At 46.2% G+C, this 26,262-nt stretch carries 21 protein-coding genes; 17 read left to right on the top strand and 4 right to left on the bottom strand.

The genetic code is table 11. The annotated features are described in order from the left end of the window. Positions 1-15: 15 nt before the first annotated feature. The 3 genes from PSF16_RS06835 to PSF16_RS06825 are packed head-to-tail and all read right to left on the bottom strand — an operon-like array spanning position 16 to position 4,413. Positions 16-204, bottom strand: a complete 189-nt coding sequence (locus PSF16_RS06835; protein WP_006658244.1) for a hypothetical protein — start codon at positions 202-204, stop codon at positions 16-18. After that, positions 201-3,305 carry a MexW/MexI family multidrug efflux RND transporter permease subunit gene (locus PSF16_RS06830; RefSeq protein WP_272689012.1) on the bottom strand — a complete coding sequence of 1,035 codons (3,105 nt, stop codon included), beginning with the start codon at positions 3,303-3,305 and terminating at the stop codon, positions 201-203. The genes PSF16_RS06835 and PSF16_RS06830 overlap by 4 nt, the downstream gene beginning before the upstream one ends. A gap of 10 nt (positions 3,306-3,315) precedes the next feature. Next, positions 3,316-4,413 carry an efflux RND transporter periplasmic adaptor subunit gene (locus PSF16_RS06825; protein WP_006663344.1) on the bottom strand — a complete coding sequence of 366 codons (1,098 nt, stop codon included), beginning with the start codon at positions 4,411-4,413 and terminating at the stop codon, positions 3,316-3,318. Between the two features lie 86 nt (positions 4,414-4,499). On the opposite strand from PSF16_RS06825, the gene soxR reads away from it, so the two are divergent. The 7 genes from soxR to PSF16_RS06790 all read left to right on the top strand — a co-directional run bounded on the left by soxR (position 4,500) and on the right by PSF16_RS06790 (position 11,243). Further along, the gene (soxR, locus tag PSF16_RS06820) at positions 4,500-4,997 is read left to right on the top strand and encodes a redox-sensitive transcriptional activator SoxR (RefSeq protein ID WP_006658247.1); all 498 of its coding nucleotides are present in this window, start codon (positions 4,500-4,502) and stop codon (positions 4,995-4,997) included. 237 nt (positions 4,998-5,234) lie between these two features. Further along, positions 5,235-6,020 (top strand): SDR family oxidoreductase, encoded by a 786-nt coding sequence (locus PSF16_RS06815; protein ID WP_006658249.1) that lies wholly within the window; start codon positions 5,235-5,237, stop codon positions 6,018-6,020. A gap of 35 nt (positions 6,021-6,055) precedes the next feature. Beyond that, complete coding sequence (locus PSF16_RS06810; protein ID WP_006658250.1) at positions 6,056-7,303, top strand: styrene monooxygenase/indole monooxygenase family protein; 1,248 nt, start codon at positions 6,056-6,058, stop codon at positions 7,301-7,303. 38 nt (positions 7,304-7,341) lie between these two features. Beyond that, a complete protein-coding gene (locus PSF16_RS06805) occupies positions 7,342-7,851 on the top strand; it encodes a flavin reductase family protein (RefSeq protein ID WP_228075626.1) in 510 nt (169 codons plus the stop codon). A gap of 14 nt (positions 7,852-7,865) precedes the next feature. Further along, entirely contained in the window at positions 7,866-8,648 is a 783-nt protein-coding gene (locus PSF16_RS06800) for a cyclase family protein (RefSeq protein WP_006663342.1), read from the top strand. 3 nt (positions 8,649-8,651) lie between these two features. After that, positions 8,652-10,265 carry a phytoene desaturase family protein gene (locus PSF16_RS06795; protein ID WP_006663341.1) on the top strand — a complete coding sequence of 538 codons (1,614 nt, stop codon included), beginning with the start codon at positions 8,652-8,654 and terminating at the stop codon, positions 10,263-10,265. Between the two features lie 81 nt (positions 10,266-10,346). Next, complete coding sequence (locus tag PSF16_RS06790; protein WP_272689011.1) at positions 10,347-11,243, top strand: SphA family protein; 897 nt, start codon at positions 10,347-10,349, stop codon at positions 11,241-11,243. A 156-nt stretch (positions 11,244-11,399) separates the two neighbouring features. Here the strand turns inward: PSF16_RS06790 and PSF16_RS06785 are convergent, their stop codons facing one another. Continuing rightward, entirely contained in the window at positions 11,400-12,407 is a 1,008-nt protein-coding gene (locus PSF16_RS06785; RefSeq protein ID WP_006663339.1) for an AraC family transcriptional regulator, read from the bottom strand. A gap of 721 nt (positions 12,408-13,128) precedes the next feature. Between PSF16_RS06785 and PSF16_RS06780 the strand changes: the two genes are divergently transcribed. From PSF16_RS06780 to PSF16_RS06735, 10 genes are all read left to right on the top strand, one after another. Next, positions 13,129-15,327 carry an indolepyruvate ferredoxin oxidoreductase subunit alpha gene (locus PSF16_RS06780; protein ID WP_272689010.1) on the top strand — a complete coding sequence of 733 codons (2,199 nt, stop codon included), beginning with the start codon at positions 13,129-13,131 and terminating at the stop codon, positions 15,325-15,327. Positions 15,328-15,335: 8 nt separating this feature from the next. Beyond that, complete coding sequence (locus tag PSF16_RS06775) at positions 15,336-16,844, top strand: indolepyruvate oxidoreductase subunit beta family protein (protein ID WP_272689009.1); 1,509 nt, start codon at positions 15,336-15,338, stop codon at positions 16,842-16,844. 10 nt (positions 16,845-16,854) lie between these two features. Further along, positions 16,855-17,277 (top strand): acyl-CoA thioesterase, encoded by a 423-nt coding sequence (locus PSF16_RS06770; RefSeq protein ID WP_179897581.1) that lies wholly within the window; start codon positions 16,855-16,857, stop codon positions 17,275-17,277. Positions 17,278-17,306: 29 nt separating this feature from the next. Beyond that, positions 17,307-19,622 (top strand): bifunctional salicylyl-CoA 5-hydroxylase/oxidoreductase, encoded by a 2,316-nt coding sequence (locus tag PSF16_RS06765; RefSeq protein ID WP_036979025.1) that lies wholly within the window; start codon positions 17,307-17,309, stop codon positions 19,620-19,622. A 28-nt stretch (positions 19,623-19,650) separates the two neighbouring features. Next, positions 19,651-20,778, top strand: a complete 1,128-nt coding sequence (locus PSF16_RS06760; protein ID WP_272689008.1) for a cupin domain-containing protein — start codon at positions 19,651-19,653, stop codon at positions 20,776-20,778. Between the two features lie 80 nt (positions 20,779-20,858). Continuing rightward, positions 20,859-21,770, top strand: coding sequence for a fumarylacetoacetate hydrolase family protein (locus PSF16_RS06755; protein WP_272689007.1), 912 nt, complete (start codon positions 20,859-20,861; stop codon positions 21,768-21,770). Positions 21,771-21,788: 18 nt separating this feature from the next. Beyond that, a complete protein-coding gene (locus PSF16_RS06750; protein WP_006658263.1) occupies positions 21,789-22,820 on the top strand; it encodes a carbon-nitrogen hydrolase family protein in 1,032 nt (343 codons plus the stop codon). After that, positions 22,817-23,572: a maleate cis-trans isomerase family protein gene (locus PSF16_RS06745; protein WP_036959819.1), complete on the top strand. Its 756-nt coding sequence runs from the start codon at positions 22,817-22,819 to the stop codon at positions 23,570-23,572. The genes PSF16_RS06750 and PSF16_RS06745 overlap by 4 nt, the downstream gene beginning before the upstream one ends. A gap of 85 nt (positions 23,573-23,657) precedes the next feature. Further along, on the top strand, positions 23,658-24,110 hold the full coding sequence (locus PSF16_RS06740; protein WP_006663331.1) for a MarR family winged helix-turn-helix transcriptional regulator: 453 nt from the start codon (positions 23,658-23,660) through the stop codon (positions 24,108-24,110). Between the two features lie 274 nt (positions 24,111-24,384). Beyond that, positions 24,385-26,031, top strand: a complete 1,647-nt coding sequence (locus PSF16_RS06735; RefSeq protein ID WP_006663330.1) for a Na+/H+ antiporter — start codon at positions 24,385-24,387, stop codon at positions 26,029-26,031. Positions 26,032-26,262: the final 231 nt, after the last annotated feature.

Below are 26,262 nucleotides of genomic sequence, written 5' to 3'. Positions count from 1 at the left end.
ATTTAAATCTAGAGGTTATTTACGCTGTGGATCTGTGACGTCCGAATGTGAGGTACTTAATGGATAAGGATGATAAATCATCATCATCGCGATGCTATTACTCATCGGGTTGGCAGAAAAATCAGTTGATTTATTGTCATGAGCTGCCCGTTTTTCCTTGCGTGTAGGCACCAGTGAAAGATGGTTTAACGATGAGTAATTCATGGCGCCGTCTCCTCAGAATGTTTAATTAGGCGGTTAGCTTCAGCAAGCTCATAACGTCTTGGGGTTAATGTCGTCGCATTGTGATTTCGAGCGAGTACGGAATAGATGGTCGGTAGCACAAACAGGGTAAATAGCGTGCCAACCAGCATGCCTGTGACAATCACTAAACCCAGACCAAATCGACTATTTGCACCTGCTCCTGTGGCAAACAGCAGAGGTACTAAACCAATAACCATTGCTGCCGTTGTCATTAAAATAGGGCGTAAACGAATTTGTGCAGCTTTTAAAATGGCGTGTCGCTTATCTAAGCCTTCATTGGCTTGGAGCTCGTTGGCAAACTCCACCATTAAGATCCCATGTTTACTGATTAACCCAATTAAGGTGACTAACCCAATTTGGGTATAAATATTGAGGGTGGCATAGCCGAGGGCGAGTGGGATCAAGGCGCCACAGATTGAAAGTGGCACAGTAATTAAGATAATCAAAGGATCGACAAGGCTTTCATACTGCGCGGCGAGCACTAAATAGATAATAATCAGCGCCGCCATAAAGGCAAAGGCGAGGGTGTTTCCTTCTTGTTTATATTGACGTGAATCAGATTGCCAATCATGGCTAAAACCGGCAGGTAGTTCGCTGGCCATCTCATCTAAATACGCTACCGCCTGCCCCAATGTTACTCCGGGAGCGGGGATAGCTTGAAAAATAGCGGCATTCTGTTGGTTGAATTGGGTCAGCTTATTTGGTTCAACTTGCGTAGAAATATCCACGACGGTTGACAGCGGGATCATGCTGCCATCCTCGGATTTCACATAATGGTGAGACAAAGCTTCAGGTGTGAGTCTTTGGCTACGTAAGCTCTGCGGGATCACGTCATAGGAGCGACCATCCATGCCAAAGCGGTTGATATAGTTCTCGCCGACGAGCAGTGTGAGAGATTCACCAATATCCTGCATGCGAATGCCAAGGCTATTGGCTTTTGAGCGGTTAATACGCACCTCAACGACAGGATTGTTGTAGTCGAGATCGCTATCTACCACCATAAACAGACCGCTTTCACGAGCGCGTTGTTTAATTTCTTCCATCGTACGATACAGTACCGGATAATCCTGCGGGCTTTTTAACACCATTTGGATTGGCAATCCGCCTGTTGAACCGGGTAGTGCAGGTAATTGAAAAACAAAGATACTGTTACCCTCCACATCACCAACTCGTCCTTGTAAATCAGATTGAATGGCTGAAGCAGGGCGCTCACGCTGTTCCCAGCTAGTGAGGTTAGTTCCCCCAAAGCTGGCGGACGGGCCATCAGTACCGTTGATAATCCACGTACTTTCCGTTTCGGGAAGCGCCGTAAAGACATCATGTAACTTACGTGAGAATCGCTCCACATATTCAAGGTTGGCATGCTGTGGGGACTTAATCGCGGTTAATACACTCGATTGGTCTTCAACAGGGGCGAGCTCTCGCGGCGCGGCGTGATACAGCATTGGCAAGCTGACCACGACACCTAACGCTAAGATTCCTGTCATCCAACGATTTTTCAACGAGAAATTCAAAATGGCAGTGTAATAATGGGCAAGCGTTTCGAAGAAGGTTTCTGCCATTCTCGCCATACGTCCTTCATTCTGTTTTGAATTCAGCATAAATGAGCTCATTACAGGAGAAAGCGTTAATGCCACGATACCTGAAACAATCACGGCACCGGCTAAGGTGAGTGCGAATTCTTTAAATAGCGCACCAGTTAACCCTGACATCAAACCAATAGGCGCATAGACCGCTGCGAGTGTAATGGTCATGGCGATAACAGGACCTGCCACCTCACGGGCACCAATTAAGGCCGCGAGAACGGGGGATTTCCCCTCTTCAATATGCCGATGGACGTTTTCCACGACCACAATGGCATCGTCCACCACCAACCCAATCGCCAACACCATCGCTAGCAGGGTAAGCAGGTTAATACTAAAACCGAACGCCATCATTAATGCAGCGGCACCCAACATGGACAGCGGAATTGCTAGGATAGGGATAATGACACTGCGAATAGACCCAAGACACAGGTAAATCACCGCAATAACGATTAGCAGGGCTTCAACTAAGGTACTGACCACTTGGTTGATAGAGGCCTTAATAAACCGTGACGTCTCGAAGGCCATTTCCACCTTCACATCTGGCGGCAGTGTTTTCGTGATATCAGGCATGAGTTTATTCATGCCATCCACAATGACCAGCGGGTTACCCGTTGGGGTGGCAAATAAACCTAAATAAATAGCGGGCTCGCCATTCATTAATCCGCTGGTTTCCGTGGAGGCGGCCCCAAGCTCAATGGTGCCCACATCTTTTAAGCGCACAAGCCCGTTGCCATCATTGCGGATCACTAAGTCTCGAAATTCATCCACATTGGTCAAATCGGTGTTCATATACACGTTGGAGATAACAAATTCTCCTTTGACCTTTCCGGGCGCCGCTTGGTAGTTATTTTGGCGTACGGCTTGCGCAACTTCAGCCGCAGAAATACCTCGACCGGCGAGTTTATCCGCGTCTAGCCATAGGCGCATTGCGAGCTGCTGCCCGCCAAATACTTGCACTTTTGCCACCCCATCAATCGCCGAATACATGGGTTCCACCACGCGGGAAAGATAATCTGTCAGAGCAGGGATAGCGAGTTCGGTACTGGAAAAACCAATATAAGCTACAGCGGTAGATTCCCCAGAAGAGAGTTCAATAACGGGGTCATAAGCTTCTTTGGGTAACTTATAACGAACTTGATTCACCTTTGCCATCACTTGGGTGAGCGCTTGAGTGGAATCGCGATTAAGCTCCATACGTACGGTAACGAGGCTACTGCCTTGAACGGATGATGATGATAAGTAATCGACCCCCTCTACGGAAGAGACGGCTTGTGCAATGGGCTGGGTAACAAATCCCTGCATGAGTTTTGCCGATGCACCGGGGTACTGAGTTGTAATGGTGATCGTCGAACTTTCTAGCTGTGGGTATTGGCGAATGGGTAACTTGCTCAGTGCGAAGAGCCCAATAAGTACAATCAAGGCACTCACCACTAAGGCTAAAACAGGGCGGCGAACAAACAAATCCGTGAATTTCATGATGCTGTCCTTATGAGCCTTGAGGCGTTTCAGATAATGTATCTTGTGCCACAGGAATAATCGCTGAGCCATTATTCAGGCGTAATTGCCCCGACCTCACGACTTGGTCACCTTCCATGAGCCCGTGCTCAATTTCGATATTGCCATCAAAACGCTGTCCTGTTTTTACAGAAACACGTTTAACGGTCATGGCATCAGCTGAACCTTCAGCGATAAACACCGTATCCCCATAAGCGGTATAAGTGACCGCAGTTTCAGGGACAGTTAGTACCGCATTATTGGCTTGGCGAACTACCGTGACATTAGCGTACATACCGGCTTTGAGTTTGCCATTGCTGTTATCCAATGTGGCTTGCAATGCAATCGTACGGGATTTACCTATCAGCGGATCAATGGCGGTTATCTTCGCGGGAAACGGCGTGTTTGGGTAAGCATCAACAGCAAGATCCACCACTTGCCCTTGATGCAATTCAGGGGAGGCTTGTTCATCTAATGAGAAATTTAGCTTCAAAGTTTGCGTATCCACCAGACTAGCAATGGTTTCCCCAGGGCTAAGGTATTGACCCTCATGAACTTGCCGGATACCGATGATGCCATCAAAGGGGGCATGAATGGCTTTTTGTGCAATTAAGGCTTGGGTTTGTTGAATTAACCCTTGCGCCATATCTCGCTCAGCACGCGTACTATCTACTTGAGCTTCGGCCACCAAATGTTGAGCAGATAAAGTCCGCGTTCTCTCATATAAACGAGCTGCATTACGATATTGCGCTTGATAGCGAGCCAAATCGGCTCTTTCTACGGCATCATTGAGTTGGACTAGCAGTTGCCCTTTTTTCACTGGCTGTCCGGATTCAAAACCGATTTTAGTAATGCGTCCACTGGTCTCAGCAGCCACCAATACTTGGCTGCCGGCTTCTAATTCTCCCACGCCGTAGAAGGTTCGGGGGGCATTAGCGAGCGTCACCGGCGCCAAAGCGACTTTTATAGGAGGATACTGATAAGCCGCTTGTGGTTTATCGTTTGAATTGGCGTATGTCGAGTAAATCACTGTTCCCCCACCTGCGGTGATAAGTACAGTGCATAGCAAAGTTAGCGTTTTTTTATTCATTATCATTGGCATCTTAAATTGACAATTAAAGAGGCTGGCACTATAAAACCTTAAGTTAAGTTGAGGTCAATAGGGGGTGGGCAAAAATGGTGGGCAAAACCATGAAGACGATAAAAACGCGGGAAATTGCGGCGGAAAAGGGGGATTTTTCACGAGCACTTACCGTGGGAGAAGTGGCAAAGCGCGCGGGTGTACCCGTATCAACCGTGCATTTTTATGAAGCAAAAGGGTTAATTCAAAGCGCTCGAACCCAAGGAAACCAACGACGTTTTCCACCTGTCGTTTTACGCTATATTGCCATCATTAAAGTGGCTCAAAGCACAGGAATTCCGTTAAAAGAGATCCAAGATGCGCTAGGTAAATTTCCTGCCAATAGCACGTTGACCGCAGAAGAATGGAAGAGCATGTCCACAGAGTGGAAAAGTTCTTTAGACAGACGAATCAAGCAGTTAACTCGATTACGTAATGAATTAGACCATTGTATAGGTTGCGGTTGTTTATCACTGCGTGACTGCCCATTGCGCAACCCTGAAGATATTTTAGGGAATCAGGGTCCGGGTGCTCAAATTCTAGAACGCCCATAAATCACACTTTTCACTATCTGGATAGTCACTGCAAAATGTGGCTATTTATTCAATATAATCATTAAGTTATTAATCAAATAGCCGCGCTGTGCGGATAATCTTTGCGCATATAGGCTACAGCGTTTTGCCTTTTTTGCGTAATGATGCGTCATGTTAATTTTTTGTGAACGCATTATTTTGTGAACATATTCTTTTGTGAACCTATGGTGAGCGAATGAGAGCAAAGAGGGCACAGCGATGAAAGGTCTGAACAACAAAATTGCCATTGTGACAGGTGGTGCAACAAAAATCGGCGCAACGGTGGCGAAAATCTTATGTTCTTATGGGGTGAAAGTGACCATTTTTGATATTGATAAAACCAATGGAGAAAGTGTGGCGCAATCGGAGCCCAATATTGACTTTCTACCTATCGATATCACCGATGACCAACAACTAAAACACGGTATTGACCGTGTTGCGCAAAAGTACGGTCAACTCGATTTTTTGGTTAATCTGGCCGCAACCTATTTGGATGACGGTCAAGCGTCTTCTCGCCAAGATTGGCTCACGGCACTCAATATCAATGTCGTGAGTGCGGTGATGGCAGCGCAATTTGCCAAACCTTATTTAGCGAAAGCAGACAAAGGGGCAATTGTTAATTTTACCAGTATTTCCTCTTCGGTCGCGCAAACAGGTCGTTGGCTCTATCCCGCGTCCAAAGCTGCCATGCTTGAAGTCACGCGCAGTCAAGCAATGGACTATGCTCCCGACGGTATTCGCGTCAACTCTGTTTCCCCTGGTTGGACATGGTCACGGGTCATGGATGAACTGACTGGCGGCGATCGTCAAAAAACCGACCGCGTCGCTGCGGATTATCATCTTTTACAACGTGTTGGCGACCCAGAAGAAGTGGCTCAGGTCGTGGCATTCCTACTTTCTGATCTGGCGAGTTTTGTGACTGGCTCAGATTACTCGGTCGATGGTGGATACTCTGCCATGGGACCTGAACAGGCGAAACCCGCCATTCCCCGTCTTGCTGAATAAGACACCCTTATTTTAATTTTATCGAGGAATTCACTATGCGTCGTATCGCAATCGTAGGTGGTGGTCAGGCGGGTATGCCATTGGCATTAGGGCTGCTAGACAAAGGTTATGATGTGACGGTTGCCACCAACCGTACCCCAGATGATGTGAAAAATGGCAGAGTTATGTCTAGCCAATGTATGTTTGATATTTCGCTGCAATTTGAACGCGATCTTGGCATTAATTTCTGGGAAGACAAATGCCCACCCGTTGAAGGAATCGGTTTTACTGTGCCACACCCAGAAAAAGCGGGAGAGAAAGCTATTACTTGGCGTTCTCGCTTAGATAATTACGCTCAAGCGGTTGATCAGCGTATCAAAATGCCCTATTGGCTGGAGTTGTTTGCTGCTCGTGGCGGTAACTTACTGATTGAAGATGTGGGTGTCGCTGAACTTGAACGCTTAGCAGAAACTCATGATTTAGTGATCCTCGCAGGAGGAAAAGGCGAAATTGTGAAGCTGTTAGAACGCGATGCATCCCGCTCGCCGTATGACAAACCACAACGTGCATTAGCACTGACTTATGTTCACGGAATGCTACCAACCCCTGAATTTTCACAAGTTTCCTTCAACCTGATCCCAGGAGTGGGGGAGTACTTTGTGTTCCCATCGTTAACTAACAGCGGTGATTGCCACATTATGGTATTTGAAGGTGTACCTGGTGGACCGATGGACCAATGGGGAGAAGCCCGCACGCCGCAAGAGCATCTGGCTTATAGCAAAAAAATCATCGATACCTACTTACCTTGGGAAGCTGAACGCTGCCGTCATATCGAGTTGACCGATGAAAATGGCATTCTGGCTGGGCGCTTTGCTCCAACGGTCCGTAAACCCGTCCTCACCCTGCCGTCAGGGAAAATTGTCTTTGGTTTAGGTGATGCATTAGTCACGAATGACCCACTGACCGGGCAAGGTTCTAACAATGCCACAAAAGCTAGCAAAGTTTACTATGACGCTATTTTAGCGCGTGGTGATAAGCCATATACCGCCGAGTGGATGAATGACACTTTTGAACAGTTTTGGAAATATGGTCGCCATGTCGTGGAATGGACTAACGCTTTGTTAGCGCCACCAGAGCCACATGTCCTGAATGTATTAGGCGCTGCTCAGCAGTTGCCAACCCTTGCTCATACTGTCGCGAATGCTTTTAACTACCCACCGGTACTTGCTCCGTGGTGGCACGATGCCCATGCCTGCGATACGTATATTCAATCGTTGATGCAAGAAGAAGTTCGCGCTTCGTAGGAGAGATCAGTATGTCGATGATTGCAGAGGACACACTTATGTGCGAGAGCGAATGGGGTCATACCGAGTTTGAATCGAAAACCTTACGCAATTTACTAGGCTGCTACCCCACAGGGGTCGCAGTTGTCACCACGCGAACGCCTGATGGACGTGATGTTGGTCTGACGATCAACTCATTTGCATCACTCTCATTGGATCCTCCTTTAGTGTTGTGGAGCCTAGTGAATCATTCCCCTAATCTTGCGGTGTTTCGTGATTGCCAGCATTTCACGATCAACATCTTGGGAAAAGATCACCAAGAGCTAGCTATGCGTTTTGCCAATCCGCGTGTTGAAAACAAGTTTGAAGATGTAGCGGTACATATGACACCTGAAGGGATCCCTGCCTTACATGGGGCGATCGTGACGTTGGTGTGTGAAAACCACAAACAAGATCATATTGGGGATCATTTACTGATGGTGGGGCATGTGCGTCGCATTGGTAGCGAAACCGGTAAGCCGTTAGTTTTCCACAGTGGCACATTTACAGCCTTACATGAAGCGCAATAGGCGCAGGAGATAGTATGGAACAGCAAACTTTGATGTCATTCGCCAGCGAGTTACAAAAAGGCAATATTCAGATTATCGACCTGACGCAAACCTTATCGCCTTCATTTCCTGCATTACAGCTACCCGCTGAATTTGGGCAAGTCTGGTCATTTAAAATGGAACAAATCTCCCGTTATGATGAAAATGGTCCCGCGTGGTATTGGAATAATTTTAGCTGTGGTGAACACACCGGAACCCACTTTGATGCACCTATCCATTGGATAAGTGGTAAAGATCAGCCGAAAAATACCGTTGATACTATCCCGCTTCACCACTTTATTGCCCCTGCGGTGGTGGTTGATGCCAGCAAAGAAGTCGCGAAAAACCCAGATTGGATCTTAACCGTGGATTTCCTACAAAAGTGGGAAGAAAAATACGGCAAAATCCCAAAAGCAGCGTGGGTCTTACTGCGTACAGATTGGTCAAAAAAATCGGATAACCCAGAAGCGTATGTGAATATGCGAGAAGATGGCGCTCATACCCCTGGTCCTTCTCAGGAAGCCGTAGAATGGCTTATTCATCAACGTGATGTGAAAGGATTCGGGGTTGAAACTATCAATACCGATGCTGGGCAATCTTATAGCTGGCCAGTGCCCTATCCCTGCCATACCTTAATGCATGGCAATAATAAGTATGGTCTGCAATGCTTAAAAAACCTCGATCAATTACCCGCAACTGGCGTGGTCATTGTGGCGGCACCACTGAAAATTGAGGGTGGTTCAGGTAGCCCACTGCGTGTGCTTGCGCTGGTGGGGTGAGGTATGGCGACCTTATCAAATCCTCAAGTGATTGTGGTCGGCAGTGGGATGAACTCGCTGATGTGCGCGGCGTTATTGGCGGTGCGCGGAAAATCCGTATTGGTATTAGAACGCAACGACCGCCTTGGTGGTTGTATTCGTACTGAAGCGCTATTTGACGGATACACTCACGACCTACTTTCTTGCTGGTATTCCCTGTTTGTGGGCAGTCCCGGTTATCAAGAACTCGCTCCTTTACTGCAGCAGCATGGCTTGGAATTTGCTCAGTGCGATTATTCCACCGGCTTGGTGCAACCCGATGGTAAATCGGTGGCATTAAAACGAGATATTGGTGCTGCCGCCAAACAGCTGGATGAAATCGCACCCGGTGATGGCTTTGCATTTCGCCAAATGGCAGAAAAATTGTTCAGTGAAGATGCCGCTCTGACCTTTGGTTTGTTGGGGCAGAACCCCTACAGCGGCGGCATGTTTAAACTGCTGTTTTCGGAATGGCGTAAACGTGGCGTCGACGGTCTACTGGATTTTGCCAAGTCTGGCGTGGAGAGTTTTCGGCGCTGGTCTGAGCGGGAATTGCAGCATGACTTTAGCCGAGCACTGATGGCACCGTGGGTGCTGCATACAGGGCTAGGGCCTGATGAAGCCAGCTCAGCGCTGATAGGAAAGCTGACTTTTGCGGCGGTAGTGGCGGGGGGAATGCCGGTCGTGAAAGGGGGAAGTTATCGGATTGTTGAAGCATTTACCAAAGTCATTGAGCAACATGGTGGTGAGCTGCGTACCCATGCTCATGTGGAAAAAATCATCACGAAAGGCAGTGGTAAAGCGAGCCGTGCGATAGGTGTTCGGGTCGATGGGCAGTTTATCCCCGCGAGTGAAAGTGTGGTGTGTAATGTGACACCAACTCAGCTGTATGGCAGCCTACTTGATGAGGTTTCCCCTCAAGTGAAGCAACATGCTAAGGGATACCGTTATGGTCGCGGGGGCATGCAAATTCACTTTGCGCTCAGTGCGCCGCCACCGTGGTGTAATCCAGAGTTACGCCATGTGCCATTGGTGCATTTTACAGAAAGTATGGAGCAAGTGTGTTTGTCTGTCACGCAGGCGAATAACGGATATTTACCAGATAGACCCACCTTTGGTATTGGTCAGCCAACAGCGTTAGATCCAAGTCGAGCACCTGATGGTGGCTGGATCTTATGGATCCAAATGCAGGAATTACCTCGCCATTTGAAAGGGGACGCGGCGGGCGAAATCACGGTACCTGAAGATGGTTGCTGGAATGAAACGGTGCGTGAAGCTGTAGCCGATCGTATTCAACAGCGTTTGGAAATGGTGATGCCAGGAGTGACTAACCTGATCATTGGTCGTAAAGCAATTTCTCCGGCAGATCTGGAAAACTACAACTGCAATTTGGTGGGGGGAGATCCTTATTCAGGAACTTGTTCTCCAGATCAATTCTTTTGGCTACGACCGTTTGCCGCTTCAGGACAAACTAAGGCACATCAAACGGCAGTCAAAAATCTGTTCCACATTGGGGCATCAACACATCCGGGTCCTGGTCTTGGCGGGGGCTCTGGGTATTTAGTTGCTGAGCAATTAGCAGCGAAGAAAAAGCGGTAATGGGCTTTACCAAATCGTAGGCAAGATAAACACAGCAAATATAAAAATCACCACCATAAAAACAACTATAGCGGCAGGTAAATGATGAATAAAGAAATGGTCAATAAGCTAATCGTCGGTTCATGCTTGGGGGCATTGTCGTTCGGTGCCGTTGCAACCGAGGGGGGGGGGCTTGGGATCTACCCAGATGGACTCGAAAACTTTATGTCTGGCGCATTGCCACCGCAAGGTGTGCATGTGTTGGTATATGGCGGTAATGCGCATTATGACAGTGTTCGTGATGATAAAGGCGATAAAATCCCTATTCCTGGCTTTAGTGTCAATGTGAATGTGCTCGCACCGCGTTTTATCTGGGTTACCGATCAAAAAGTGTTCGGTGGTGATTTGGCATTCCATACCATTCTTCCACTGCTTGATGTGACTGCAAAAGCGGCGGGGAATAAGGAAACTAGCCGTGGATTGGGGGATATCACTTTTGGTCCCGCATTAGGCTTCCATCCTTCAGCAGATTTACATTATGTGCTGGGCTTGGATGCTTATGCCCCAACCGGAAAATACAGTAAAACTGACCCCTCAAGCTTAGGGAAGAATTACTGGGTATTACAGCCAGTTTGGGCAATCAGCTATATTCCCCCAGTGGGCGTTAATGCGGATTTAAAAATGATGTATGACTTTAACTTCCGCAATAATGATACGGACACGCGTTCAGGTCAGGCATTCCACGCCGATTATGCGATCGGTTGGGGCTTTGGCAATGGTTGGGTTGCGGGTATTGGTGGATATGGGTTTATGCAAACCACGAATGACAGCGGTCCAAACTCCGCACAAGGTAAGGCTCAAGCTTTCGCAGTAGGTCCGTCAATCCGCTATGCTAACCCACAAGGCTGGTTATTTACGGCAAAATGGGAGAAAGATTTCTCGGTGAAAAATCGCCCTGAAGGTTCCCAAATTTATCTCAAAGCATCCATTCCGTTTTAATCCTGCCTTATTAATATTGGCAGCCGAAAGGCTGCTGATATCCCTATTAACGACTCGTTTCCAAGTGATGGTTGAGAGCATTATCGATGAAAAAAATAACCGCATGGCTTTTTCGCTATACGGTCATTTTAATCAAAGACTGCTTTAAGTTACGCGTTACGCTTTTTTCATACTTTGGCTTGGGCTTTCACCATAGCGTTGTTTATATTCGGCGCTAAAACGTCCCATATGAGCAAATCCCCAACGTAAGGCGACCCCCGTGACGCTGGTGGCTTCCCCTGACATCAATTCGGCTCGCACGCGTTCCATACGCAAATCACGTAAATACTGCATCGGGCTAATGTCCAAAAACTCTTTAAAACCGGCATATAGGCTGCGTAAACTGACTCCGGCAATGTGAGCCAGTTGTTCTACCGTAATGGGTTCGTGGGCATGGGCTTCAAGATACTCTTGAACGCGGCGCACATGGCGCGGACGAATAGTGGCACGGCGCATACCGGAATCTTCCAAATAATTATGCTGGTGTGTGGATAAGAGTGTGACAGAAACCAATTGTTCTACTTGAGTGGTAATAAGCTTATGTTGCAGCAAATCTGGCGTACGTGTTGCGCATTCAATCAGATAGTTCATCAACGTACGCCATGCAATACATGATTGCCAAGCAAACCCTAATTCAAAAACTAATGGTTTATCTAAAGTATGTCCAAGCTGCCCGACCAAAGTACGTTCTAATAAAGAACGGGAGATGCGTAGCATAAACTGGTCATTATCACTGTTCCAACGCATCACCGTAGACTCTTCAGGACTCAATAATGAGGCCATCAGTGGTGTCGATTCTACGGTTTTTCCGCCACTTTCAATGATGGCACTGCCTGATAGCGGCATCTGCACCAGAAAAAAATCTTCGAGTTGTCCTGGCGTGATAGCCACATCAGCACCATAACGTAGCCGACTAAGGGAAATGTCGCCCATTGGGATGTAATGCATGCGAGCATCAAGGCGCTGATGTTGATTAAGTAATTGAAATTGATGAGGTTTCATAACGCGCCCCACCATGGATTTGATCTCTTCAGGATCGGCTGAACTGAACAACAATCGTTCAGAAGAACAGAGTTGATTCTCTATTTGAGGTGCAGGTGCGTAAGGCCATGAGTTGCTCAACATAAGGAGGTGCCTCCAAAGTAAACACTGTAACCCTGATTGGCTTCCTAGCAGATAGAAGTCACTGGCTAGTGGGTCCTTTGAGGGTCTTTGTTGGGATATTTAGATATCTTATTGTTATTTTTTGACGACTTTCGACCCATCACAGGAATCGATTTTGTTAACATTTTATTAAACAATTTTTAACCAATTGTGCTTCGAACATAGCATAAAGGAATTTGCTTACCTAGCCACATTTGTGCAAAAACTATCCAAATACTGCAAAAAAGTGCAAAGAATGTGCTGATTGTGATTTCGGTAACAAACTAAAAAATAAAGTTATTTTTATTAATTCTTAGTTTTAAATATATGATTATTCATATAGTTATTTATATTTTGCTGCCTACTAGTTAATCAAAAAGTTATCTATATTGCCATATTGATTTTAATCAGATGAATACTCTAATTCCTTTCTATGAGTAAGGATTAATTGGAGTTAATGATTGATTAGTGAAAGTAATTAGCCAATAGTTTACTAGACTGAAATATTTACCTTTGAGCCTGTTCATCAGCATTTTTTCATTGTTTTACAATGATTTTGTCCGCTCTATGCACCTCTTATCCACTCTCTGCAAGAATCTAATATGCATGATTAATCATGGATTGACCATTTATTAACAAATGAGATACAAGAAGGAAACACAAAAAAGATAATAACGTGCCGACGTTGACTGGTGAGGTTAAAATGGCTGAGCGTTCGTTTGTCCAAGAAGTTCAAAAATTACGGCAGGGTGAAGGTGAAGTTTTCAGCGGTGAAGGGATCCTTGCGGTAACAAAAGCATTACTGGAATCGGGAGTTTCTTATGTCGCAGGCTATCAAGGTGCACCGATTTCCCACCTGATGGATGTACTGGCGGATGCACAGGATATTTTATCGGAATATGGTATCCGTTTTGAAAACAGTGCCAGCGAAGCAACCGCAGCCGCAACGCTTGCGGCATCGGTGAACTACCCTTTACGCGGTGCCGTGACATTTAAAGCGACAGTGGGAACCAACGTGGCGTCTGATGCATTAGCCAATTTAGCCTCTGGTGGTGTATTGGGGGGGGCGTTGATCATTGTGGGTGAGGATTACGGCGAAGGCTCTTCAATTATGCAAGAGCGTAGCCACGCCTTTGCGATGAAATCCCAAATGTGGCTACTTGACCCACGTCCTAACTTGCCTTCCATTGTACAGGCAGTCAAAGATGGTTTTGATCTCTCCGAAGCCAGTAATACGCCAGTTATGCTGCAAATGCGTATTCGTTCTTGCCATGTTCATGGACAATTTACCTGTTCAGATAACCAACATCCGAAATTCACGGTAAAAGACGCATTAGAGAACCCAACCCGTGATGTCAGCCGTATCGTTTTACCGCCGGCAAGTTTTTTACATGAAAAAGAAAAAATAGAAGCGCGTTGGCCCGCGGCTATCAAATTTATTCAACAGCGTGAACTGAATGAATTTTTTGCGGAAGATTCAGAGGATGTGGGAATTGCTTTACAGGGCGGTTGCTACAACACCTTGATTCGTGCATTAAACCAAATTGGCTTAGCCGATGTCTTCGGTAATAGCAAAATTCCACTGTATGTCATGAATGTGGCATACCCCTTAATTGATGATGAATTTGAACGTTTTTGTCGCAACAAAAAAGCGATTTTGGTATTGGAAGAAGGGCAGCCGAACTTCGTTGAGCAAAATGTGGCGAATATTTTACGCCAACGCAATATTGAGATAGCACTTCACGGTAAAGACATGTTGCCGATGGCAGGTGAATACAATACGGCAACTGTATTGGCAGGACTGCGTTCATTCTTCGAACGTTACGGCAAAATCGAACCTCAAGTGAAAGCGGCTGCTAAGCAGATCCGCATCCCAGCCATTAATGTCACGGCAGTGAAAGCGGATGATGACTTGCCGGATTACGTTAATGCGGCAGAGCCTACCCTAAATGACACTGTACATGCGCGCCCGCCAGGATTTTGTACCGGCTGTCCAGAACGCCCAATTTTTACTGCAATGAAGTTGGTTGAGCGTGAGTTGGGTGAGCATCATGTGAGTGCCGATATTGGCTGTCATTTATTCTCGATTTTACCGCCATTTAATCTTGGCAATACCACCATGGGTTACGGGCTTGGTGGTGCGGGTGCTGCGGCGTTGAACGCGAAAGCCAGTAAGCGCGCTATTTCGGTAATGGGAGATGGTGGTTTTTGGCATAACGGCTTAACGAGTGGAATTGCCAATAGCGTGTTTAACCGCAGTGATAATCTCACTATCGTAGTTGATAACAGCTATACCTCTGCAACGGGTGGACAAGATATTTTGTCGTCGACGGCGCTAAATCCTACTCGCAGCACTGGCCATGAGATTGAAAAAGCCGTTAAAGGTGTTGGGGTGAACTGGGTGAAAACCATCACCCGTACCTATGACCTAAAAGCCATGACAAATACATTACGTGAAGCTCTGACGACGACAGAAAGTGGTCCTAAAGTATTGATTGCCCAAAGCGAATGTATGTTGAACAAACAGCGTCGTGAAAAGAAAAAAGTTCGTGAAGACGTTTCAGCAGGCAAGCGAGTTGTCCGTGAGCGTTTTGGTGTTGATTCAGACACTTGCACAGGAGACCACTCCTGTATTCGTTTATCGGGTTGCCCATCGTTATCAATCAAGCCTAACCCAGATCCTTTACGGACAGACCCAGTTGCGACAGTGATGGATAGTTGCGTAGGCTGTGGGCTGTGCGGTGAAGTCTCCCATGCCGCCGTGCTGTGTCCTTCCTTCTTTAAAGCACAAATTATCACCAATCCAAATGGTTGGGACACATTGCGCCACCGTGTTCGCGGCTGGTTTATTGGCTTCTTGCAGCGTCGTGATGCACGCCGCCGTGAACAACTGAGTTTTTAGGGGGGCATATGACACAACCTTTAATGACCTTACAGCCTATCAAAATAGCCATCCTTGCAATGGGTGGGGAAGGCGGCGGCGTTCTCGCCGATTGGATTGTTAATCTTGGCGAAGAGAATGGGTATTTTGCGCAAACCACATCAGTACCGGGTGTGGCTCAGCGGACGGGGGCAACAATTTATTATGTTGAATTATTCCCTGGGGCTGATAACCCAGACACCCCTTCACCAGTATTAGCCCTAATGCCAATGCCGGGAGATGTGGATGTGGTTTTAGCTTCCGAGCTAATGGAGGCAGGACGTGCCGTACAGCGTGGTTTTGTGACTTCGGAACGTACTACGTTGATAAGCTCGACTCATCGGGTGTATTCGATTGCAGAAAAGTCGGCAATGGGGGATGGGCGCGTAGATAGCCAAGCGTTGATTCGTCATGCAGGACAAGCTGCCCGTCAATTTATTCATTTTGATATGGCACAAGCTGCGCAAGAGAGTGGCAGTGTCATCAGTGCCGTTCTGTTTGGTGCGTTGTTTGGTTCGGGGGTTTTGCCATTTAGCCGTGAACAGTTTGAAGAAACCATTGTTCGTGGTGGTGTTGGGGTGAAACCCAGTTTGCGTGCGTTTACGTTGGGTGCTGAAAAAGCGGCGCAACCAGAAGAAACGTATCAAGCGGAAGCTTCGCAATTGATTGAAAAAACACCAAAAAATAAACATGTTGCCGTTCTCCTTGCGCGTGTTGAGAGCCAATTCCCTGACCATGTTCATTACCTTGCCATTGAAGGCGTTCGTCGCTTGATTGATTACCAAGATCCTGCTTATGCAGAGTCGTACCTCAATCGACTTCAAGCGTTATTTGCGCAAAAAGGCGGCGATGATCCTCGCTTACAACGTGCTTTAGTTCGCCATTTAGCACTGTGGATGTCTTATGAGGACACCATCCGTGTGGCTGACTTAAAAATTCGTGATAGCCGTTTTGCGCGAGTCCGTAGTGAAGTCCAAGCACAAGATAACCAATTGCTCGATATCAATGAATTTATGCATCCAAGAATTGAAGAGATTTGCGAAACGCTTCCCAAAAGTTTAGGAAACTGGCTAATGAAACCACATTGGATTCACAAAGCCGTTCGCAAATTAACGCAAAAGGGACGCACGATCACTACCAGTTCGCTTTGGGGCTTTTTACAGTTATATGCACTCGCCGCGTGGCGAAGAGGGCGGCGCTCAACATTGCGTTATCAACTTGAAAATAACCGTATTGAAAAATGGTTAGATGCGGTGACGCAAGCGGCGAAAAGCAACCCTGCGCTAGCCACTGAGATTGCGCAGTGCCAGAGAGTGGTGAAGGGATATAGCGATACTCATGCCCGTGGTTTGCGCAATTTCCAAATATTGATGGAAATCGTTGAGCGTCATGGTAGCCAGTTAGCCCCCATTAATTTACGTGAACTGCGTGAAGCGGCTTTGGCAGATGAACACGGTAATGAATTGAAAAAATGCCGTCAGCGTTTGGCGATGGAATAAGGACCGCATCATGAGTTTATTGACCTTTTCTCAACACCATCGGATCCACTTTTCAGAGTGCGATCCCGCAGGAATTGTATTTTATCCGCAATATTTTGTGATGTTTAACAATCTCATTGAACGTTGGTTTGATGAGTTGATTCCTGAAGGATTCGCAGGGTACATCCTTGAGCAACGCTTTGGTTTACCCACGGTGCATTTAGAAGCAGATTTCAAAGCAATTAGTCGGATGGGGGATGATGTTCAGCTTGAGCTGCACGTTAAACGCATTGGCGGTAAGTCTCTGACTTTACACCAACGTTGCATCAGTCTTGATGGCGAGTTGCGCATGGAAGTGACACAAACTTATGTCACGACATCACTTATCACGCATCAGGCAATTCCTATCCCTGAAGCACTGTATAGCGCCTTAACCCAGCAGCAACCGGTGTAATGGCACAACGTAATTAAAGGAGAAATTCCATGAATATCGTTTGTATCGGCGGCGGTCCCGCAGGGCTTTATTTCGGGTTGCTGATGAAACTGCAAAATCCACAAAATCGGGTGGTGGTGGTTGAACGTAACCGTCCTTATGACACTTTTGGCTGGGGTGTCGTATTTTCTGATGCCACATTAAGTAATTTACGCAAAGCTGACCCTGTATCCGCAGAGACCATCAGCGCCGAATTTAGCCATTGGGATGATATCGACATTCATTTCAAAGGTAGCTGTAACCGTAGCGGCGGTCATGGTTTCATCGGTATAGGACGTAAGAAATTACTGAATATTTTGCAAGATCGTTGCCTTGAAGTCGGTGTCGAATTGGTTTTTGAAACTCAAGTTGTCGATGATCAGGAAATCGCACGCCAATATGATGCAGATCTGGTGATTGCATCTGATGGGATCAACAGCGCAGTCCGTACTCGCTATGAAAACGTCTTTAAACCGGATATCGATCAACGTCGTTGCCGCTTTGTTTGGTTAGGCACGAAAAAGATTTTCGACGCATTTACCTTCATATTTGCTGAAAATGAGCACGGTTGGTTCCAAGTTCATGCGTATCAATTCCAAGAAGGCTTATCTACATTTATTGTTGAAACGACGGAAGAGACATGGCTCAAAGCAGGCATCGACCAAATGTCTCAAGAAGATGGAATAGCTTACTGTGAAAAACTGTTTGCGCCATGGTTAGATGGTGAAAAGTTGATTGCGAATGCTGCTCACTTACGCGGTGCGGCGATTTGGATCCGCTTCCCGAGAGTTATTTGTGATAACTGGGTACATTGGACACATCCAACAAGCGGTAAAGATGTTCCCGTGGTTCTGATGGGTGATGCAGCGCACACCGCGCATTTTTCTATTGGGTCGGGCACCAAGCTGGCTTTGGAAGATGCCATCGAATTATGTGAAAGCTTGAAAGCCACCCAAGGTGATTTGCGCAAAGGATTAGAGCACTATCAAAAAGTACGTAGTGTTGAAGTGCTGAAAATCCAAAATGCAGCACGTAACTCGACCGAGTGGTTTGAGAATGTTCAACGTTACGAAAATCTCGACCCTGAACAGTTTGCTTACTCTCTATTAACCCGTTCTCAGCGCATTTCCCATGAAAATTTGCGTGTGCGTGATGATCACTGGTTAACCCACTATGAAAATTGGTTTGCAGAGAAATCAGGTTTACCAAGCGATCTCGCTAGTCAGAAAATTGCCCCGATGTTGACGCCATTTCGTTTGCGTAATGTCGAGTTGAAGAACCGTGTTATTGCTTCTCCAACACTGTTGTATTGCGCAACAGATGGGCTGGTAGGTGACTTTCACCTCGTGCATATCGGTAGCCGTGCATTAGGTGGTGCCAGCTTAATTATGACGGAAATGACCGCCATTTCTCCAGAAGCGCGAGTGACGACGGGCTGCCCAGGTATTTGGAATGATGCGCAAGTGGCGGCATGGAAAAATGTGACGCAATTTGTACACCAGAAAACAGATGCGAAAATTGGGATGCAATTGGGGCATGCTGGACGTCGAGGCTCTACGCAGCGCGGTTGGGAACAAGAAAACCATCCATTGAAACAAGGCAACTGGCCGTTAGTTTCAGCTTCCCCATTACCTTATTTACCGTCTCTATCACAGACACCATCTGCGCTGACCGAAGCTCAGATGGCAAGCATTATTGACCAATTTGTGGCGGCAACAAAACGTGCAGATCAAGCGGGTTTTGACTGGCTAGAACTGCAAGCTGGGCATGGTTATCTGTTATCGAGCTTTATCTCTCCACTGACTAACCAGCGCACTGATACATTTGGTGGGTCATTAGAAAACCGTCTACGTTTCCCGCTAGCAGTGGTTAGCGCGGTGAGGAAAGTGTGGCCTGAAGACAAACCGCTCTCGGTGCGAATATCTGCGACAGATTGGGTGGAAGGCGGAACGACAGTTGATGAAGCAGTGCTGATTGGACAGGCTCTGCATCAAGCTGGAGCCGATATTATCGATTGCTCATCCGGTGAGGTTTCCCCTCTTCAGCAGCCTGTTTATGGGCGTATGTATCAAACGCCAATGGCGGATCGAATTCGTAATGAAGGATCGGTTCCGGTGATTGCCGTTGGGGCAATCACCGATGCAGATCAAGTTAATAGCATTATCGCATCAGGGCGAGCCGATCTCTGTGCGTTATCTCGCCCGCTGCTTTCTGATCCTGCGTGGTTATTACATGAATGTGCGCGCTTTGGGTGGAACAGCGTAACTTGGCCAGCACCTTATGAATATGGTCGCCAACAATTAGTCCAACAATCGAAAAACCGCTAATGGCGTCAATGCGAAAGGGGGAAAAACCATGACGACTCAGTCCCATGAACAATACAGAGAGAATATCGCAGGACGCGCAGATGTAGCAGATACACCGGAATTGTTGGCGTATTACAAGCAGTTAGATGAATTAAAAACAGGTGCGCTCTGGACTGTTGCCAATAAAATTGAGCCATGGCAGCCAAAATCTCAGTCAGTGCCAGTGTTATGGCGTTACCAAGATTTACGCAAGCATGTTTTACGTTCAGTGGATTTAGTGACGCCAGAAAAGGCGGGTCGTCGCGTGATTTATTTAAATAACCCAGGTCGCCAAGATGTTGCTGCTGCGGTGGGATGGTTGTATTCAGGTTTACAGGTGATGCATCCCGGAGAAGCGGCTTCCGCTCATGCGCATTCATCATCTGCCTTGCGTTTCATTATGGAAGGGCGTGGAGCTTACACCATCGTGGAAGGGCAAAAAATGATTTTAGAAGCCAATGACTTTGTGCTGACGCCAAATGGTACTTGGCATGAGCATGGTGTTGAAGAAGGTGGGCTACCGTGTATTTGGCAGGACGGATTAGATATTCCACTCGTCAATGCCATGGAGGCTGGTTTTTACAAAGTTCACCCAGATTTACATCAAGCACAAACCCGGCCAGTTGATTATCCCGTTGGGATGTGGGGGGCAACGGCATTACGTCCGCACCATGTGGGATGGGATAAGCCTTATTCGCCATTGTTTAAATACCAGTGGGGGCCCACTTACGAAGCGTTACAGCGAGCCGCAAAAGTGACGGAAGGATCACCGTTTGATGATGTCTTAATGAATTACACCAACCCATTAACTGGCGGTCCTGTCATGCCAACCATTGGGGCAAGCATGCAGTTATTACGTCCTGGCTTTGTTGGTAAAGCTCATCGTCATACGGGTAGCTTTATTTACCAAGTGGCGAAAGGGTCAGGTTACTCGATTATTAACGGGCAGCGTTTTGATTGGCAAGAGCGCGACATTTTCTGTGTACCGTCATGGATGTTCCACGAACATATTAATACATCCCAAAGTGAAGATGCTTGTCTGTTCTGTTTTAGCGACTTGCCAGTGATGCACTCCCTTGGTCTCTATTATGAAGAGGCTTTGATGGAAAATGACGGTCACCAAAAAGTGATTTATTAACTATTTGATCTAATTATTGATTCTAACTATTACGTGAAGATTTTAGTGAGGTCTTGAGACCTGACTCAAGGAGAAAAATTATGCGTCTTATTACTTACCGTTCAGATGTTACCGCAGCAGCACGCTTAGGCGCGATTGTGGATGAGCAAGTCGTGGATTTAGCGAGATTGGCAGAGGAAAATGGTCAATATCTTCCTGATAACATGCTGGAATTTATTGATTTAGGTCCTCAAGGCGTGCGTGCGGGAACGGCGTTATTAAATGGTTATCAAGGGCAATTCCCAGCAGGAACGGCGTGGCCTGTACAAAATGTGAAAATATTAGCGCCAATTCCGCGCCCAAGAAAAAACATTTTTGGTATTGGCTTGAACTATGTTGAGCACGTTGCAGAGTCTAGCCGTACGTTGGATACATCTAAAGAATTACCAAAAGAACCTGTGATTTTTTCTAAGCCGCCGACAACCGTGATTGGACCGGGTGATGCCATTGAACATAATGCCCAAATTACTCAGCAGTTAGACTGGGAGGTCGAATTGGCGGTGATTATGGGAACGCGTGCTAAAGGTGTAGAGCCAAAAGATGCTCTGAATTATGTCTTTGGTTATAGCTTAATGATCGACATGAGTGCGCGTGATTGCCGCCGTGCGGGTCAATGGATCTACTCAAAAGGGCAGGATACCTACGCGCCATTCGGTCCTTGTATTGTCACTGCCGATGAAATTCCTGATCCACATTCATTGAATCTGAGTCTGAAAGTCAATGGTGTGACTAAGCAAGACTCCAATACACGTCATATGTTGTTTAACGTGAACGCATTGATTGCAGACATCAGCAAGGGTATTACGTTAGAACCCGGGGATATTATCGCGACAGGAACGCCTGAAGGTGTGGGAGCCGGACGTTCTCCTCAAGAGTGGGTGTGGCCAGGCGATGTGATTGAAGCTTACGTAGAAAAAATCGGTGAGTTACGTCATCCAGTGGTTGCAGTATAACTTAAGGGGGATAACTACATGTTGAATCTACCTCAATTTAAGGCGGCGGCAGTGCAGGCCGCCCCTGTATTTCTTGATACTGATGCCACTGTGGACAAAGTGTGTCGGCTTATTGAAGAGGCGGCTGATAATGGCGCTAAATTAGTCGCATTCCCTGAAGTGTTTGTGTCTGGCTACCCGTATTGGAGCTGGGTGATGAATCCGATTGATGGCAGCCCATGGTTTGAAAAACTGTGTAAGTCAGCGATTGAAGTACCGGGACCCGAAATTAAAAAAATTGCGCAAGCGGCAGCTCGTCACCATATCAATGTTGTTGTTGGGGTGAATGAACGTAATCCGAACGGCATAGCGACGCTGTATAACACGCTGGTGACTATTTCTGATGAAGGCAAAATTTTAGGGCGGCACCGTAAATTAGTGCCGACATGGGCGGAAAAGCTGACGTGGGCGAACGGTGATGCATCTTCTCTAAAAGTGCACCAAACGAGCATTGGTCCTCTAGGCGCACTGGCATGTGGGGAAAATACCAATACATTGGCGCGTTTCTCATTATTAGCTCAGGGTGAGCTGGTACACATTGCCAGCTATATTGCTCTGCCAGTTGCACCGAAAGATTACGACATGGCTGATGCCATTCGCTTACGAGCTTCAGCGCACTGCTTTGAAGGTAAGGTATTTACTATCATTTCTTGTTCAACGGTCTCTGAAGAAATCGTTGACGCCATGGCAACATCCCATCCTGAGTCTCGTGAATTACTGGCTCGTCCAAATAGTGCATTTTCCGGCATTATCGGTCCCGATGGGCGCGTTATTGGGGAACCTTTGATTGATAAAGAAGGTATTGTTTATGGTGAAATTGATTTGAATCGCTGCATTCAACCTCGTCAGATGCATGATATTACTGGGCATTATAATCGCTTTGATATCTTTGATTTACAGGTTAATCGACGTCCTTTAACGGCTGCCCGTTTCCATCATAGTGGGCAAGATATTGATGAACTTAATCAATTTGCTGAATCGGATGACTCTTCTTTGGAGAAAGGACTATGAGCTTAGCGCGTACATTTCGTATTGGGCAGATTGTGCCTTCGTCTAATACCACCATGGAAACTGAAATTCCGGCTATTTTACGTGCCCGTGAAGCCATGTTTGCCGAACGCTTTACATTTCACTCTAGCCGTATGCGTATGCAAAAAGTGACCAAAGACGAATTAGCTAAAATGGATTCTGACAGTGATCGCTGTGCTATTGAGTTGTCCGATGCTGATGTAGATGTATTGGGGTATGCCTGCTTAGTTGCCATTATGAGCATGGGTAAAGGCTATCACCGCATTTCGCAAAAACGTCTTCATCAATGCACGATAGATAACGGGCATCCAGCGCCGGTCGTGACAAGTGCAGGGGCTTTAGTTGATGGTTTACATGCAATGGGTGCCAAAAAAGTGTCAATTCTGACCCCATACATGAAACCATTAACACAGCTGGTTATCGATTACATCGAACATGAAGGTATTGAGGTGGTAGACAGTATCTCTCTAGAAATACCTGATAACCTTGAAGTTGGTAGACAAAATCCATTAGCCCCTGTTGAAATTACCAAAAAACTGAATACCAATGTGGACGTCATTGTTGCATCGGCTTGTGTACAGATGCCTTCACTGCCTTCAATTCAATTGATAGAAAATAGAGTGGGCTTGCCTGTCTTGTCATCATCCGTGGCAACGACATATATGATGCTAAAAAAATTGGGATTAGATACTCGAGTTGATGGCTTTGGCTCACTGCTTAGTGGCAGATTTTAGTTAAATTATGTTAAGAGTTCGGTTTCCTTCTGCTACTCTGCTAGCTTCTAACGTGATAAAACCAGAAGCTAAAAAAGAGGAATTGATGCCTAAATCGAAAGTCTTCGTTGATAATTACCTGCCCGCTCTGCTGGGGCAGGCATGGATGTTGGTTTCTTCTGAATTTCATGCGGTTGTGGAAGCTAACGGGTTATCCGTGTTGGAATGGCGAGTGCTTTCGACATTGGCGAATAATGGTTCGATGGGGATCACCGAGTTATCGCAAAAAACAGTCAGCAAGCAACCGACTATTACGCGGGTTTTACAGCGATTGGAGCAGCAAGGGCATGTAATCCGCCATAATAATCACTCAGGGAGTGACCGACGCGTGACATTAGTCAGTGTGACTTCGAGTGGAGTGGAGTTAGTGGAAGGGTTATTGGTTGCCGCAGAAGAGCATGAAAGGCAGGTTTTAGCACCATTAGGCGCTCGTAAAAGCAAAATGCTCAAACAAGTTTTACAAGAATTAATTGATAGACATAGCCCAGAAATCAAATAGATAAACTCCATCGAAATACTAGGATTCATCTGTTTTTGATGAGTATGAGAATTTTATAGGACGAATAATTATTAAACCCTGATAAAACACTAACATATTCATCATAAATGTAATGTGTTGGAAATTAAGTAATATTCTGTAACACAATGATTGCTATCGTAGTTTTTGATTTATTTTATTTTTTTTCTAGAGCATAAATTGTCACTTTACATTGATTTGATTTATCTATTTACTGCAAATCAGATAACTAAGATAAACCATTATGGAGCACTCAATGTCGGTAGTGACACTTGTACTCGTTTTTTTACTTGCAGTCGTCGTGAGCGTGTTCGTTTCACGATTACTTAAAGACATTATTCCATTACCTATTATCCAAATCGCGTTAGGTGCTGCCTTATCGTTTTATGGGTTTACAGTGGAATTTGAACCTCATCTGTTTCTATTTTTATTTATTCCTCCATTACTGTTTCTTGATGGCTGGCGCATTCCAAAAGAGGCGTTATTTCAAGAAATTAAACCAATTATATCGCTGGCGATCGGTCTGGTTGTTGTCACAGTGATTGGAATGGGCTTCTTTATTCATTGGTTGATTCCAACGATTTCTCTGGCGGTTGCATTTGCGCTGGCGGCGATTCTTTCGCCGACTGACCCTGTATCTGTATCCGCAATGACAGTGAATTCACCATTACCTTCGCGTATGGCGCACATTTTAGAAGGGGAGTCCTTACTCAACGATGCAACAGGCTTAGTATGCTTTAGCTTTGCGGTTGTCGCGGCACTGACAGGTGAGTTTTCTCTGACTTCTGCCGCAGGGCAATTTGTACTGGTGGCATTTGGCGGTATTGCGATTGGTTTATTAGTGGCATGGGCTATAGGTTGGTTAAACCAATTCTTGGTTAAGCGTACTGGTGAAGAACCTGCCATCCAAATCATGATTAGCTTATTAATGCCATTTACAGCCTATTTACTTGCTGAGCATTTGCATGTTTCTGGGATACTTGCCGCGGTCGTTGCAGGTATTGCGATGCACTATGAAAAAATTGCTGGGCGTATGCAAGCCGCAACACGCATGCAAAGTAAGGCAGTTTGGGATACAGTGCAAACGGGCCTTAACGGCATGATCTTTATCCTACTGGGTGAGCAGTTACCGGGAATGTGGACGAATATGCCACAGGTCGCTGAAGCAGCAGGTGCTAGCCACCCGTGGATGCTATTTGTGTATGTGGCAGTGATTACCATTGCATTAGGTGCATTGCGTTTTGCTTGGGTATGGATATCAATGACATTGACGGTGTTTCATCATCGACGTCGTGGAAAACAAGCGGATGAAGTGCGTATTCGTATGATGGCGGTGATGGCAACAGCGGGTGTGCGCGGTGCAATTACATTAGCGGGTATTTTGACCTTACCACTGTTGATGCCAGATGGTTCGTTATTCCCTAACCGTGATGTGGCAATCTTTCTCGCGATGGGGGTCATTTTATGTTCCCTGTTAATTGCGAGTATTGCTTTACCTATTTTAACCAAAGGGTTAGTTCAAGATTTACCCTACGATAACGACGAAATTCGTGCCCGCTTGGCGCTAAACGAAGCGGCAATGGCACATATTCGTGAGTTAATGAATCACCCTTCCGAAGATGTGGATGAGATTGCGATGCGTACCGAAGTCGGGGCTCAGTTGCTCGAAATCTATGGTCGTCGTTTAGATAACTCCGATGAAACTGAATCGGATGTCTTTGACTTACACCGTATGATCGAAATGGAACGCTCGATGTCTAATTCCGCTCTTAAGGCGAAGCGTGAAGCCTTATACCAAATGCGTAAAGGAAAAAACATCAACGAACGAGTGTATCATCGCTTACGTGATGAACTTGATTTAAAAGAAGAAACATTAAATCACCATAAAAGTTCAAAACACTGATTCATGAAATGTTGACCCTAACGGCTTAAGATACTTAAGCCGTTTTTACATCATCATTGAAATATATTTTATTACTGATAATGTATTTTCTAATTCTATTGAGGAAAAAACTATGTCGCAGCATGCCGCTCATTTAATGATGATGATGACCATCACTTAACTGGTGGGAGTCTGTGACATGCTCAACCCGCCAGATAAGGCGGGTTTTCTGTCCTTGTCTGGTTAACTCTC

This window comes from Providencia sp. PROV033, from assembly GCF_028484855.1.
GTDB classification, from domain to species: Bacteria; Pseudomonadota; Gammaproteobacteria; order Enterobacterales; family Enterobacteriaceae; genus Providencia; species Providencia alcalifaciens.
The sequence above is the reverse complement of the archived record's forward strand: the minus strand, read 5'-3'. Positions and strand labels throughout refer to the sequence as shown.

Bases quoted from the DNA above. Each gene is read 5' to 3' on its own strand.
- PSF16_RS06750 (WP_006658263.1), top strand. From the start codon at position 21,789: ATGTTGAATCTACCTCAATTTAAGGCGGCGGCAGTGCAGGCCGCCCCT.
- PSF16_RS06830 (WP_272689012.1), bottom strand. From the start codon at position 3,305: ATGAAATTCACGGATTTGTTTGTTCGCCGCCCTGTTTTAGCCTTAGTG.
- PSF16_RS06810 (WP_006658250.1), top strand. From the start codon at position 6,056: ATGCGTCGTATCGCAATCGTAGGTGGTGGTCAGGCGGGTATGCCATTG.
- PSF16_RS06825 (WP_006663344.1), bottom strand. From the start codon at position 4,413: ATGAATAAAAAAACGCTAACTTTGCTATGCACTGTACTTATCACCGCA.
- PSF16_RS06775 (WP_272689009.1), top strand. From the start codon at position 15,336: ATGACACAACCTTTAATGACCTTACAGCCTATCAAAATAGCCATCCTT.
- PSF16_RS06745 (WP_036959819.1), top strand. From the start codon at position 22,817: ATGAGCTTAGCGCGTACATTTCGTATTGGGCAGATTGTGCCTTCGTCT.
- PSF16_RS06835 (WP_006658244.1), bottom strand. From the start codon at position 204: ATGAATTACTCATCGTTAAACCATCTTTCACTGGTGCCTACACGCAAG.
- PSF16_RS06740 (WP_006663331.1), top strand. From the start codon at position 23,658: ATGCCTAAATCGAAAGTCTTCGTTGATAATTACCTGCCCGCTCTGCTG.
- PSF16_RS06785 (WP_006663339.1), bottom strand. From the start codon at position 12,407: ATGTTGAGCAACTCATGGCCTTACGCACCTGCACCTCAAATAGAGAAT.
- PSF16_RS06770 (WP_179897581.1), top strand. From the start codon at position 16,855: ATGAGTTTATTGACCTTTTCTCAACACCATCGGATCCACTTTTCAGAG.
- PSF16_RS06735 (WP_006663330.1), top strand. From the start codon at position 24,385: ATGTCGGTAGTGACACTTGTACTCGTTTTTTTACTTGCAGTCGTCGTG.
- PSF16_RS06800 (WP_006663342.1), top strand. From the start codon at position 7,866: ATGGAACAGCAAACTTTGATGTCATTCGCCAGCGAGTTACAAAAAGGC.
- PSF16_RS06795 (WP_006663341.1), top strand. From the start codon at position 8,652: ATGGCGACCTTATCAAATCCTCAAGTGATTGTGGTCGGCAGTGGGATG.
- PSF16_RS06805 (WP_228075626.1), top strand. From the start codon at position 7,342: ATGTGCGAGAGCGAATGGGGTCATACCGAGTTTGAATCGAAAACCTTA.
- soxR (WP_006658247.1), top strand. From the start codon at position 4,500: ATGGTGGGCAAAACCATGAAGACGATAAAAACGCGGGAAATTGCGGCG.
- PSF16_RS06790 (WP_272689011.1), top strand. From the start codon at position 10,347: ATGATGAATAAAGAAATGGTCAATAAGCTAATCGTCGGTTCATGCTTG.
- PSF16_RS06760 (WP_272689008.1), top strand. From the start codon at position 19,651: ATGACGACTCAGTCCCATGAACAATACAGAGAGAATATCGCAGGACGC.
- PSF16_RS06755 (WP_272689007.1), top strand. From the start codon at position 20,859: ATGCGTCTTATTACTTACCGTTCAGATGTTACCGCAGCAGCACGCTTA.
- PSF16_RS06815 (WP_006658249.1), top strand. From the start codon at position 5,235: ATGAAAGGTCTGAACAACAAAATTGCCATTGTGACAGGTGGTGCAACA.
- PSF16_RS06765 (WP_036979025.1), top strand. From the start codon at position 17,307: ATGAATATCGTTTGTATCGGCGGCGGTCCCGCAGGGCTTTATTTCGGG.
- PSF16_RS06780 (WP_272689010.1), top strand. From the start codon at position 13,129: ATGGCTGAGCGTTCGTTTGTCCAAGAAGTTCAAAAATTACGGCAGGGT.